The 13,112-nt window shown below is 44.2% G+C and carries 12 protein-coding genes; 4 read left to right on the top strand and 8 right to left on the bottom strand.

Going from position 1 to position 13,112, the window contains the following annotated elements; genetic code table 11:
* The first annotated feature begins 63 nt into the window (after positions 1-63).
* From treR to treC, 3 genes are all read left to right on the top strand, one after another.
* The gene (gene treR / locus ELZ11_RS01360; RefSeq protein ID WP_137355576.1) at positions 64-1,008 is read left to right on the top strand and encodes a trehalose operon repressor TreR; all 945 of its coding nucleotides are present in this window, start codon (positions 64-66) and stop codon (positions 1,006-1,008) included.
* A 208-nt stretch (positions 1,009-1,216) separates the two neighbouring features.
* The gene (gene treB, locus ELZ11_RS01365; RefSeq protein ID WP_137355577.1) at positions 1,217-2,644 is read left to right on the top strand and encodes a PTS trehalose transporter subunit IIBC; all 1,428 of its coding nucleotides are present in this window, start codon (positions 1,217-1,219) and stop codon (positions 2,642-2,644) included.
* Between the two features lie 87 nt (positions 2,645-2,731).
* Entirely contained in the window at positions 2,732-4,411 is a 1,680-nt protein-coding gene (gene treC, locus ELZ11_RS01370; RefSeq protein ID WP_137355578.1) for an alpha,alpha-phosphotrehalase, read from the top strand.
* Positions 4,412-4,479: 68 nt separating this feature from the next.
* Here treC and ELZ11_RS23715 read toward each other — a convergent pair whose 3' ends face one another.
* From ELZ11_RS23715 to ELZ11_RS01385, 4 genes are all read right to left on the bottom strand, one after another.
* Positions 4,480-4,656: a hypothetical protein gene (locus tag ELZ11_RS23715; protein WP_167494610.1), complete on the bottom strand. Its 177-nt coding sequence runs from the start codon at positions 4,654-4,656 to the stop codon at positions 4,480-4,482.
* Positions 4,657-4,660: 4 nt separating this feature from the next.
* Positions 4,661-5,608 carry a hypothetical protein gene (locus ELZ11_RS01375; RefSeq protein WP_137355579.1) on the bottom strand — a complete coding sequence of 316 codons (948 nt, stop codon included), beginning with the start codon at positions 5,606-5,608 and terminating at the stop codon, positions 4,661-4,663.
* 151 nt (positions 5,609-5,759) lie between these two features.
* Positions 5,760-7,280, bottom strand: coding sequence for a winged helix-turn-helix domain-containing protein (locus ELZ11_RS01380; protein ID WP_137355580.1), 1,521 nt, complete (start codon positions 7,278-7,280; stop codon positions 5,760-5,762).
* An 85-nt stretch (positions 7,281-7,365) separates the two neighbouring features.
* A complete protein-coding gene (locus tag ELZ11_RS01385; RefSeq protein ID WP_137355581.1) occupies positions 7,366-7,968 on the bottom strand; it encodes a YitT family protein in 603 nt (200 codons plus the stop codon).
* A 347-nt stretch (positions 7,969-8,315) separates the two neighbouring features.
* Between ELZ11_RS01385 and glyA the strand changes: the two genes are divergently transcribed.
* Entirely contained in the window at positions 8,316-9,566 is a 1,251-nt protein-coding gene (glyA, locus tag ELZ11_RS01390; protein ID WP_137355582.1) for a serine hydroxymethyltransferase, read from the top strand.
* A 345-nt stretch (positions 9,567-9,911) separates the two neighbouring features.
* On the opposite strand, the gene ELZ11_RS01395 is transcribed toward glyA, so the two are convergent.
* From ELZ11_RS01395 to ELZ11_RS01410, 4 genes are all read right to left on the bottom strand, one after another.
* Positions 9,912-10,103 (bottom strand): DUF4250 domain-containing protein, encoded by a 192-nt coding sequence (locus ELZ11_RS01395; protein ID WP_137355583.1) that lies wholly within the window; start codon positions 10,101-10,103, stop codon positions 9,912-9,914.
* A gap of 3 nt (positions 10,104-10,106) precedes the next feature.
* Positions 10,107-10,310 (bottom strand): YaeP family protein, encoded by a 204-nt coding sequence (locus ELZ11_RS01400; protein ID WP_137355584.1) that lies wholly within the window; start codon positions 10,308-10,310, stop codon positions 10,107-10,109.
* A 125-nt stretch (positions 10,311-10,435) separates the two neighbouring features.
* Positions 10,436-11,119 (bottom strand): tellurite resistance TerB family protein, encoded by a 684-nt coding sequence (locus tag ELZ11_RS01405; protein ID WP_137355585.1) that lies wholly within the window; start codon positions 11,117-11,119, stop codon positions 10,436-10,438.
* Between the two features lie 186 nt (positions 11,120-11,305).
* Positions 11,306-13,024, bottom strand: a complete 1,719-nt coding sequence (locus tag ELZ11_RS01410; protein ID WP_137355586.1) for a proline--tRNA ligase — start codon at positions 13,022-13,024, stop codon at positions 11,306-11,308.
* Positions 13,025-13,112 lie beyond the last annotated feature (88 nt).

Genomic DNA, 13,112 nt, shown 5'->3' on the forward strand with positions numbered 1-13,112 from the left:
TATTCTAAGTGAGGGTTTCATACCCTCACTTTTTTATTTCCTTTTCAGACTATTCAGGCCTTTATGAGCAAAAAACTCACTATTCTTGATATCGCAAAATTGTCGGGCGTTGGTAAATCAACGGTATCCCGAGTTTTGACCAATGATCCTAAAGTCAAACCAGCGACACGTGAGAAAGTAGAGCGAGTCATACAAGAATCTGGGTATGTGCCATCAAAGTCTGCGCAGTCGATGCGTGGTGGCAGTCAAAAAGTTATCGGTGTGATCATTTCGCGTTTGGACTCTCCTTCGGAGAACAAAGCAGTGGGTACCATGCTTAATCAATTGTATGCCGCTGGCTACGATGTGGTGATCATGGAGAGCCAATTTGATCGCGATAAAACCAACGATCACTTACAAGTTTTGAAAAAACGTAATGTAGATGGCGTGATTGTATTTGGCTTTACCGATTGTGACATTGCAAGTATAGAGACGTGGCAACATAAAGCGGTAGTAGTTGCGCTGGATACAGAAAATGTCACCTCGATCAATTATGACAACGAGGGTGTGATTGCGAATGCGCTTCATTACCTCACAGAACAAGACCTTTCCAATATTGCCTTTATTGGCGTTGACCCTAGCGATAAATCTACTGGTGAGTTGCGTTTGAGCTCTTATCTGAAGTGGTGTGAGCAGGTGAATCAAGAGCCGAACTACCAAACTGGGCAGCTACACCATGAAAGTGCTTATCAGTTAGTTGATAAAGTGATCACTGAAGATACTCAAGCGATTGTTTGCGCGAGTGATACATTAGCGCTTGGGGTGATTAAGCGTTTGCAAGAACTTCAGCGCGAAGATATTGCGGTAACCGGCGTCGGAGGCAACGACTTATTGTCTTTCCTATTTCCGAAAATTTATAGCATAGATCCAGGTTACCAAGCTGCTGGTGAGCTGGCTGCTAACTTATTGATCTCCCAGCTTTCTGGTCAGTGTGGCGTGACGCATCATACTCAAAATCCAATCTTATAAAACCTGAAACTTAACTCATTAATTACAAAGTGAATTAAAATTAGACTGTGATCTCTTTCAATTAATGGGACTGTTCCCATTTTAATTTAATTATCACTTAGGCAATATAACAACCAACTTATGGGAATGTTCCCATTTATATTTGATGAAAATCCGGATGGCATAGATCTGGGTGGTAAGATTAATTAAGAACCAGGGTGGGGAAAGTATGAGTAAGATTGCGAAGCAAGACGTTGCGCGTCTTATAGAGCTAGTCGGCGGTAGTGAAAACATCGCAAGCGTGAGTCACTGTTTGACTCGTTTGCGTTTTGTTCTTAATGATACCGATCAAGCGAATACCGGTGAGCTAGAAAAGCTCAGCTTAGTGAAAGGCTGTTTTACAAACGCTGGTCAATTTCAAGTGGTGGTTGGTACTGAAGTTGATGAAGTATACAAGGTCCTTATTGAGCTGACGGGTAAGCAAGAATCATCGAAAGATGAGGCGAAGTTGGCTGCTCGCCAAAACATGAATATCCTTGAGCGCGGCATCTCCCATTTAGCCGAAATTTTTGTACCGCTGCTCCCTGCAATCATCACTGGTGGTTTGATTCTAGGTTTCCGTAATGTGATTGGTGACATTCGCATGTTCGATGGAAAAACCTTAGTCGAAATCAGCCAGTTTTGGGCGACGGTTCACTCTTTTCTTTGGTTGATTGGTGAAGCGATCTTCTTCTTCCTGCCTGTCGGCGTTTGTTGGGCAACCGTGAAAAAACTGGGTGGTACCCCAATTTTAGGTATCACTTTAGGTGTGACTCTGGTTTCTCCGCAGTTAATGAATGCCTACATGATAGGTAAAGCTGCCCCTGAAGTATGGGACTTTGGCTTCTTTGTTATCGAGAAAGTTGGGTATCAAGCTCAAGTGATTCCAGCCATGCTGGCAGGTGTTGCACTCGCGTTTATTGAAACGAACTTGAAGCGAATCGTTCCTGCTTACTTGTACTTAGTTGTCGTGCCATTTGTTTCTATCATTCTGTCAGTGATTCTTGCTCACGCTTTTATTGGCCCATTTGGCCGTGTACTAGGCGATGGCGTTGCGTTCGCAGCGAAAGCGGCAATGACAGGTGATTTCGCAATTATTGGTTCAATGCTGTTTGGTTTCCTATACGCACCACTGGTTATTACGGGTATTCACCACACAACTAATGCTGTGGATCTGCAGTTGATGCAAGAGCTAGGCGGTACGCCAATCTGGCCACTTATTGCATTGTCTAATATCGCTCAGGCATCCGCAGTTGTCGGCATTATCATTCTGAGCAAACGCGAAGGTGAACGTGATATCTCAGTTCCTGCAGCGATTTCTGCCTACCTAGGCGTCACAGAGCCAGCGATGTACGGCATTAACTTGAAATACAAATTCCCAATGTTAAGCGCAATGATCGGTAGTGCAGTTGCGGCGGCAATCTGTGGCGGTGCTGGAGTTATGGCAAATGGTATCGGTGTAGGTGGCCTACCAGGCATCTTATCGATTCAGCCTCAATATTGGTCTATTTACCTGATTGCTATGTTAGTTGCGATTGTTCTTCCCGCAGTACTGACGCTGTTCTTCTACAAGCGCGCACAAGCAAAGGGTGAATTAACGGCAGTAAGTGCTAACTAACGGTTAGTTGTACACCTAAATAAAAACATAACTTTTGGAGTGGTGGCTTTCGCCACTCCGCTTTGATTTTAGTAAGAGTAAGTAGACATGACGATTCAAGAGAAAGATGCATTGTGGTGGAAAACGGCCACGATTTACCAAATCTACCCAAAGAGCTTTTGTGATAGCGGCTCGCAAGGCTCTGGTGATATTAAAGGCATTATTTCTAAGCTGGATTATTTAAAGACTTTAGGCGTAGACGCGATTTGGCTGACCCCTGTTTATCAATCGCCAATGATCGATAACGGCTATGATATTTCGGACTACTACGCGATTAACCCAGAATTCGGTACCATGGCCGATTTCGACTTATTGTTAGCAGAGGCGCATCAGCGTGGTATCCGCATTGTGATGGATATCGTGGTGAACCACACTTCGACTCAACATGAGTGGTTCCAATCTGCATTGGGTGATAAACAAAGCCCTTACCGTGATTACTATATTTGGAAAGATCCTGTTGATGGAGACGCTCCAACCAACTGGCAATCAAAGTTTGGCGGAAATGCATGGGAGTTGGATCAAGCCACTGGTCAGTATTACTTGCACCTTTTTGCTAAAGAACAAGCCGATCTGAATTGGGAAAACCCGAAAGTTCGCGATGAAGTGAAAGAGATCATCAGCTACTGGGCAGAAAAAGGCGTTGATGGATTCCGTTTAGATGTAATTAACCTCATTTCTAAACAACAAGATTATGCTAATGATGATATCGGTGACGGGCGTCGTTTTTACACCGACGGCCCACGCGTACATGAGTACTTGCAGGAAATTAGCGAAGCTGTTTTTCAGAAATATGGCAGCGTGACCGTAGGCGAAATGTCTTCCACGACACTTGAACATTGCCAGCAATATTCCAACTTGGATAATTCTGAGTTATCGATGGTCTTCAACTTTCATCACCTTAAAGTGGATTATACCAATGGTGAGAAATGGACAAATGCACCTTTTGACTTCCTACAACTCAAGTCCATCTTTAACCATTGGCAAACTGGGTTGAATGGTAAAGGGTGGGGTGCCTTGTTCTGGTGTAATCATGACCAACCAAGAGTGGTGAGTCGTCTCGGTGATGACAAACAATACCGTGTGGAGTCAGCGAAAATGCTAGCGGCTTCGGTGCATATGATGCAAGGCACACCTTACATTTATCAAGGTGAAGAGATTGGCATGACTAATCCTGGCTACACTAACATTGAGCAATATCGTGACGTTGAAAGCACCAATATGTACCAACTTATGGTGAACGAGCAAGGTACAAGCCACCAAGAGATGATGGATATTTTGTCTCAGAAATCTCGTGATAACTCTCGTACTCCAATGCAGTGGAACAGTTCTGCATTTGCCGGATTCTCAAAAGAGCAGCCTTGGTTGGATGTGGCGGCAAATTATAAAGAGATAAACGCAGAACAAGCGGTGCAAGATGATGATTCTGTTTTTCATTTTTACAAGCGTCTAATAGAGCTGAGAAAGGAAGTCGCGGTGATCACTGATGGTGATTACACTGATTTGTTGCCTGAGCATGAAGCGGTATTTGCATACCAAAGACAAACGGCGACTCAAACGCTGATTTGTTTGAATAACTACTACGCGGATGAGTGCAGTGTTGAGCTACCAGCAGGTATTAATTTGATTCGAGCTAAACTGCTCTTGGGAAATTATGCTGAAAGTGAAATGCCTGTATCAACCCAAATCACTCTACGACCGTACGAAACTAAGATTCTCTTGATAGAGTAATACTCGCCCCCCTATGCGAGTAAAGCTTTGAACCTGAGGCTAAGGCTGACGGTTCAAAGCTTATTTTTTTAGTCCGTTGAGACTTGCTGCAACAGATCCAGTTCCTGCTCAGTGAGTAACCCGTCATAAGAAAACTCATTGAGCTTATCTTCTTCACGTTTTACTGCGTGCAAAAGTGCCTTCAACCGCGCTTGGGAAAGCGGCTTGATAACATCTTTTAAGGCTTGGAACTCGTCGTCTGTCATTATCCTATCCGTTGTTAAAAGTAAATGAATGTAGTGACATTACTTCTTCATGGAGTTGGATGTTATTTTTCTCAGTAAGTTCAATTTGTTTCACAAGACCAAAGCTTGGGTTAAACCAAATCTCGGTATTGAGTTTGAAATCTGTAGTGCCATAGTCACCGCAGCTAACGTTGTAGTAATTTTCGACACCTAGATAAGCCGTTTCGATGCTTTTTCCCTGAATGGACACGGAGACTCGTTGGCCGTTTTCTTTGATTTGTTGGCTCCAGACAAGGCGACATTGCGTATCTTCTGGGCCAAGGTCATCAACACCATTAGGATAAAAAACATCAAGTAGATCGGCTAATTGCCCTGCGCTGGTATTAAGCTCTCTTTGTATTGAGTTGTGACTAATATCGAGGTTCGGGTCCTTTTGTTTTACTGCGGTGCCCGAGTGTTTGAATAAAGGGTTAGTAACAAATAAGTCTTTATTGTGTTCTTTGCTCACTTCGATGCTGCTGTCGACGAGATGCGTGAAGTCATCTCCACCTTGATACAAAACACTGAACTCTGGGTCTTCACCAAACACATATGTATCGAGACCGAAAAAGTGCTCTGAACCTTGGTTTTGTTTGTCTTCCACCCAGCGTTTGAGCTTAGTTATATCAGTGGCTTCTTCAGAGCCGTTGATCTGCGCTTGGTCGAGTTCATCTTGGAGGCGAGTTAGTAGATCTGTTGTGCTTATCGATGAATAAGCGAAACGTATTTCCTCGTTTTCTTCACCATCTTGGTAAGTCTTGTAAGAGAGAAAAGACAGTTTTTCTGGCGAAAAATTAGAGCCTTTTATAGGGAAATCGAAACTGTTGGAACCAGACGATTTATCGGTATCAATACCTGTTGAAGATCCACTGTCGCCCCCACAACCATGGAGGGCGATAACTGAAGTAGCGACGATAGCAAGAGCTTTATTCATGTAAACATTCCTGACGAGTGAATGGCGTGAGTGCCAGATTTGGATTGCCAGGAATGTTAGGTTTTTGCTGGAGAATAGGGCAAAGAATGAAATTAAATAAAAGTTTAATTTATATTTAGGTCTTTGTTTTTAAATAAATTTTATCTCTAATTTAAAACGTACTGCTGCTTGGTTTCGAAATTTGAAGTCCAACGGAATGACAGTAATCGAGCATTAAATTTTCCCATTGTTTGAGGATGATTGGATCCTTCACACTGAGTTTTAGACTTTGCCAAGGCTGTAAACAAGTCGCTTCAGATTCTGGTTGAGAGAGCCTATCAAAGAGTGCTTCTGATGGAACGACACGTAACAGTGCGACCAGTGACTCCATGTAATTCAGTCTGAATTTATCCATGTTTCCTTGTTTATAGGCAATATGGGAAATCACCATATAGACCAGCGCGTTTTCTATTCGAGAGTTACCAGCAGGGGTAGTCAGAAATTCACGAGCGGATGTGAGATCTCGGACCTTAAAACTGATCATGCCGAGCCATAGGGTGAGTTCATCGGGAGTACGAGAAAAGTGCGCCTGAATTCTGTTGGTGAATTGGATGAGTTTCTGTTTATCGGTTTCAAATAACACCAAGTGTCGAGCCAGTAACGTAGCGGTCATTTCATCCAAAGGAATGCTATCAATGTCGAGTGACTGTTGAGCTAACAAAGGCATCACTTTCGATGTGTTTGCAGACCATGCTGTTTCGCTTGGCTCTGGCAAAGTGAAATAGTGAGCCAGATCTTTATTGATGGCCATCAGGCTATCTGCAATGTCACTGACGTCTATCGAGTAAATTCCACGGAAAGCGAGTTTGCCTGAACTTGGGTAAAGCAAACTGATTTTTGCTGAAAGGCGACTGTCGACTTCTCGGTCTTTCAATTGAATATTGACGAGGTAATCACTGGTTCGCATATTCTTAGCGCCAGGGAAGAAAGGGGAGCTGTCGATTGGATCTAGAAAGTAACTCGGCGCATCTTGATTCGCGATATCGGTAAAAGCGTATTCAATTTGCTGCTGCAAGAGTACAGCTTTGACGATACTGCGGTGCTTACGTGCATTTTCCCCGATTGCGTCGACTCGGTTTAATAGGAGTTCGACTTTTGGGATCAAGCGTTGTTCATCCATAAGCGATGCGGTGTTGCTTGAAGAGGTCCAATACAGGTAGCTGACGATGGCGGTACACGTGAGTGAAATAGCCAATAGGGCACAGAGCACCAGATTTGCTTTTGAAGGTGTGCTAGGAACAGGGGCGCTTTCTGGTGACGGTGATTCTTGGTGGTTATCCAAACTGACAGAGCTTGCATTGAAGTAATAGCCTTTACGCGGGTACGTAACGAGTATTTTGGTGGCATCAGAATCGGGCAGAGATTTCTGTATGATTGAGCGTAACGTGCTGATGCGGTTGGTCAGGACATTTTTTGAGATAAAGTTACTTTGCCAAACCGACTCAATGATGGTGTCGGCAGAGAGAGGCTCTCCAACACTCGTCAGGAAGAGTTCTAGTAACTCAACTGAGCGTGGTTCTAGGTCGATTACTTGCCCATTATGACTCAAGGTGCGAGTTTCTGGGTTGAACTCTAACCCTTCAATGTTAATGGAGGTATGAGCGTGTTTGGCGGCAGACAGGTAATCTTTCATAGAAAGGACTATAGCTTATAAAAGCGGGATTCTAGCTGTTTTACCCATCAAAAACAGCTAGAAATTGTTGAAAGCGAGTTATGAGTTAAGATGTATAGCTTACTGAATATCGCGTTGGCTTGTGATTCATCGCGAGTACAATGTTGAGTGCGACTGTCCCAAGGATAGATACCGCAATAATCCAAGGCGATACGAAGAAGAAGGACGCAAATAGAATGCAGCAGTCGATCGCCATTTGGGTTTTGCCTACCGAGATACCGTAGCGGTCTTGGATGAACAGACACAGTACATTAAAGCCGCCTAGGCTAGAACGATGTCTAAACAGTATTAACATGCCTAACCCCATTAATAACCCGCCAGCAATCGCACAGTAAATCTCGTTAATTGCATCAAGCGAAATCACTAGATATAGATGATCGGCAAAGATAGAGACTAAAGCGCCGGAAATGGCACTGTTGAATGCAAATCGACGGCCAAAGCGTTTCCATGCCAATAAATAGAAAGGGCAATTAGCAAGAAAATAGAGCACACCAAAGGATAATGGCGTAAATTGGCTAAATAATAATGCCAAGCCCGTAGTGCCGCCTGTCAGCAGATCGGCAGACTGTAAAAAGAAGACACCTTGAGCCACTAGAAAGGTTCCAGTAAGAATTGCCATCCAATCTTCTTTACGTGAGTGTTTTTCCATCGATTTAATAATTAACTAGCCAATAATGGCGAGCATAGTAGAGAAAAGTTGATGTTTTCGGTAGCTAGAGGCATAAAATTAAGGTAAATCTATGTAATCTGCGTTTTACAGGGTGTAAAGCGTAAAATTGACAGTAAGGTTTTCCATCAATGCGACAAGTCGCACAACCATGACAAACCTTATTAGTCATTATGAAAAAACTGCATGAGAAAATTGCAATTAGCTCTTTATGACCAAGATCAAATTATGTAGAATGCGTCACATCAAAACGGTGACGAAAACGTTTGCTTTCGGTCGTTGTGTGGTTTTTTTGAAACTTTCAGTACAATCTGAGTCAGGAGATACAGATGCTTAAGCGTGACATGAACATTGCTGATTACGATGCGGATCTATTCGCAGCTATCCAAGAAGAAACTCTTCGTCAGGAAGAGCACATCGAACTTATCGCTTCAGAAAACTACACTAGCCCACGTGTAATGGAAGCTCAAGGTTCTCAGCTTACTAACAAGTATGCTGAAGGTTACCCAGGTAAGCGTTACTACGGTGGTTGTGAGTACGTAGACAAAGTTGAAACTCTAGCAATTGAACGTGCATGTGAACTATTTGGCGCGGAATACGCTAACGTACAGCCTCACTCAGGTTCTCAAGCGAACAATGCTGTATACATGGCACTTCTTAACGCTGGCGATACAGTTTTAGGTATGAGCCTTGCACACGGTGGTCACTTGACTCACGGTTCACCAGTAAACTTCTCTGGTAAACTGTACAACATCATTCCTTACGGTATCGACGAGAAAGGTCAAATCGATTACGAAGAGATGGAAGCGCTAGCTGTAGAACATAAGCCTAAGATGATCATCGGTGGTTTCTCTGCTTACTCTCAAGTTTGTGATTGGGCACGCATGCGTGAAATCGCTGACAAAGTAGGTGCTTACTTCTTCGTAGATATGGCACACGTTGCGGGTCTAATCGCTGCAGGCGTATACCCGAACCCAGTTCCACACGCTCACGTAGTAACAACGACTACACACAAAACGCTAGCAGGTCCACGTGGTGGCCTTATCCTTTCTAACGAAGGTGAAGACCTATACAAGAAGCTGAACTCAGCAGTATTCCCTGGCGGCCAAGGTGGTCCTCTAATGCACGTTATCGCTGGTAAGGCAGTAGCGTTCAAAGAAGCACTAGAGCCAGAGTTCAAAGAATACCAAGCACGCGTAGTTGCTAATGCAAAGGCAATGGTTGCTGAATTCCTTGAGCGTGGTTACAACATCGTTTCAGGTTCTACAGAGAACCACCTGTTCCTAGTTGACCTAATCAACAAAGACATCACAGGTAAAGAAGCAGATGCAGCACTAGGTGCGGCAAACATCACAGTAAACAAGAACTCAGTACCAAACGACCCACGCAGCCCGTTTGTAACGTCAGGTATCCGTATCGGTTCTCCTTCTATCACTCGTCGCGGTTTCTCGGAAGCAGACGCGAAAGAGCTAGCAGGTTGGATCTGTGACATCCTAGATAACATGGGCGATGAGTCTGTTATCGAAGCAACAAAAGCAAAAGTATTAGAAATCTGTAAGCGTCTACCGGTTTATGCTTAATTTTTTCTGCGTAGAGTGAACGAATTTCTGTGTCGCACATACTCATTTGCTAACGCAAACTCCGTGTGAGCTCCGTGAACTTCGCTCATCCACTTTGAAAAAAGAATTAAAAAGGTCCCTTTTGGGGCCTTTCTTATTGGCCGGTATTATCCAGATAGTGAACGAATTTCTGTGTGGCACATACTCGTTTGTTAGCGTAAATTTAGTGTGAGTTTCTGAACTCCGTTCATCTACTTTGAAAAAACTTTAAAGGGAGCTCCGTGAGTCCTTTTCTGTTTTAGTGGAAGGCGAAAACAAAAAGGCCAGCACTAAGCTGACCTTGAAATATCTGTGGTTGTTTGGAAATTATCTAAATTGCTTGGCTTCTGGAAGAAACTCAAAACCAGCCGATTTTAGCTTAGCGAGCAATGCTGCTTTGTCTATATCGTAGAAGTTCACGACGCGATCTAAATCGCCACCAAAATCATCCCGCAATTTCATGTTAACGATACTCATCAGCATCACAGGATCCATTTTCTCAAAGTTAGCTAGGTTCATTGGTTAGTCCTCAAAGTCAGAAATCAGCAGGTTGGCTGCAGCAAAAGCGGCACGTTCTCGAGCGTCTTTTGGTAACGCTTCGTCGGCTGCGATGTCATTGAAGGTTTTTACTGCGCAGGTGATGGCTTGAGGAATGTAGCCTTGATCGCCGCTGCCTATCTTCGAATACAGTTCACGGACAAGCTCACAACAGTCGTATACTTTCATGGTTATACCCTAACTAAATGATAACTGCTCTCAATATACACATTGAGAAAAACAAAGACAAAGCTGTTCTGTTTAATTACAGAGTTTGTTTGTCTTTGCTCAATAAGTGAGAGGATTTATCTGAGTTATCCGGCGACTTGTTGCTCCAGTTGATAGGTAACTTCTTCTGCGAGGTTGAGTTGCTTCGCTAATTCTTTCAAGTAAGCCTTTTCCATGAAGTTCTGCTCATCGGCCACAATTAAAGAGGCTAAGTAGATCTCGCTGGCTTGTTGAGGCGATGTCGCGAGCTGAGCGATTTCGCTAGGATCGAGCGGTTTGTGCAGCTCTTCAGAGACTAGTTTGGTTAGTTGATAGTCCGCACCCATGTTCTCGACAGCTTGTTCTATCTTTGCCATTTCTTCTTCATCCACATGACCATCCGCTTTTGAAGCTGCAATCATCGAACGTAGAATGAGTAAGTTATGGTTTGAATCTTGTTCATCAAAGGTGGCTTGTGGAGAAGAGTCCGGCGTGCCTTGTTTAGCTTGGTAATCGTTATATACCTTGTATGCCAACGCGCCTAGTGCTGCTGCCCCACCAATGCCCACGGCTTTCTTGCCAATCTTCTTGGTTTTCTTTGAGCCCATTAGAGCTCCCAGCAATCCGCCACCAACTGCTCCTGCACCTAATGCGCCAAGTGTACTTTTACTGCTGCCTTTATTGCCTTGTGCAAGACTGCTTAGGCCAGATGAGCTTTGTGAGAGTTTCTGAGTACCTTGTTTAACAAGGTCTGACTTAAGTGCTTGGTTAAGTAGGCTTTTGATATCCATCGATACCTCCACTGGTAAACGCGTCGAATAAGTTGATGAAACTAATATACGGCTTGAAAGATGAACCGAGGATTAACTGACGTTGATTTACATTTGGTTTGGAAAGATAGGAGATATAAAAAAGGCCGCCAGATGGCAGCCTTTTTATCACTTGCTTTGCAAGAGCTCGTACATTACAGAGTTTGCTTATTTAGCAAATTGAGAAGTCACGTGCTCAACGATTGAATCGATCGCAACCGCTTCTTTAGTACCAGCACGACGGTTCTTGTACTCGAAGTTACCTTCTTTCATTGAGCGGTCGCCGATCACGATAGTGTGAGGGATACCAATTAGCTCGATGTCAGAGAACATTACGCCTGGACGCTCTTTACGGTCATCGAATAGTACTTCGATACCCATAGCTGTTAGTTCAGCGTATAGCTTTTCAGCCGCTGCTTTAACTTCTTCAGACTTGTGCATGTTCATAGGAACGATAGCCACTTGGAAAGGTGCTAGTGCGTCTGGCCAGATGATGCCGTATTTGTCATGGTTCTGCTCGATTGCAGAAGCAACAACACGTGATACACCGATACCGTAACAACCCATCTCAAGGATAACGTTCTTACCGTCAGGACCAAGCACGCCACAGTTCATCGCTTGTGAGTAAACGTTACCTAGTTGGAAGATGTGACCAACTTCGATACCACGTTTAAGCTGAAGTGTACCTTGACCACATGGGCTTAGGTCGCCTTCGATTACGTTACGTAGGTCTTCTACTTGAGCAAGCTCAACGTCACGACCCCAGTTGATACCGAAGTAGTGCTTACCGTCTACGTTTGCACCAGCGCCAAAGTCGCTCATTACAGCAACAGAGCGGTCAACGATGAATGGTAGCTCTAGGCCTACAGGACCAAGTGAACCTGGGCCAGCGCCAACTAGTGCACGAATTTCTTCTTCAGAAGCCATCTCTAGTGGAGCAGCAACTTGTGGAAGGTTTTCCGCTTTCACTTCGTTCAGTTCGTGGTCGCCACGGATGATTAGAGCAATGATGTCTGCATCTACTTCATCAGAAGCTTTAACGAATAGAGTCTTAACTGTTTTCTCGATTGCTAGACCGTGTTGCTCTACCAATTCTGCGATAGTTTTCGCGTTTGGTGTATCAACCAGCTCCATCTCTTGAGTTGGTGCAGCAGCTTCTTCAGTTGGAGCTAGTGCTTCAGCTTTCTCGATGTTTGCTGCGTATTCAGATTCTGTAGAGAATGCGATTAGGTCTTCGCCGCTTTCAGCTAGTACGTGGAACTCTTGAGAACCACTACCACCGATAGCGCCTGAGTCAGCCAGTACTGGACGGTACTCAAGACCCATGCGGTCGAATGCATTACAGTAAGCATCGTGCATCGCTTGGTAAGACTTTTCTAGACCTGCTTTGTCGATGTCGAAGCTGTACGCATCCATCATAGAGAATTCACGTGCACGCATAACGCCGAAACGTGGACGACGCTCATCACGGAATTTAGTTTGGATTTGGTAGAGGTTTAGCGGTAGTTGCTTGTACGAGTTTACTTCGTTGCGAACTAGGCTAGTGATCACTTCTTCAGCTGTTGGGCTAAGAACAAACGGACGAGAATGGCGATCAGTAAAGCGCAGTAGTTCTGGGCCCATTTTTTCGCTACGACCAGTCTCTTCCCATAGCTCAAACGGCTGCACTACGGGCATTAAAGTCTCAACTGCACCTGCATTATCGATCTCTTGGCGAACGATGTTTTCGACTTTACGCAGTACACGCAGACCGGTAGGTAGCCAAGTGTATAAACCTGAAGCTAGCTTACGGATCATACCTGCACGTAGCATCAGCTGGTGGCTGATAACTTCTGCGTCGTTTGGAGTCTCTTTCAGAGTAGAAAGAAGATAGTTACTGGTACGCATTCTATGGTATCCGTTTCATCATTAATAAAAGTAAACTTACTGCGGCTATTGGCGGCAGTAAATCCGATATAGCCGCATATAATATCAG

Origin of the sequence: Vibrio profundi (genome assembly GCF_005281835.1) — a bacterium.
GTDB lineage: Bacteria > Pseudomonadota > Gammaproteobacteria > Enterobacterales > Vibrionaceae > Vibrio > Vibrio profundi.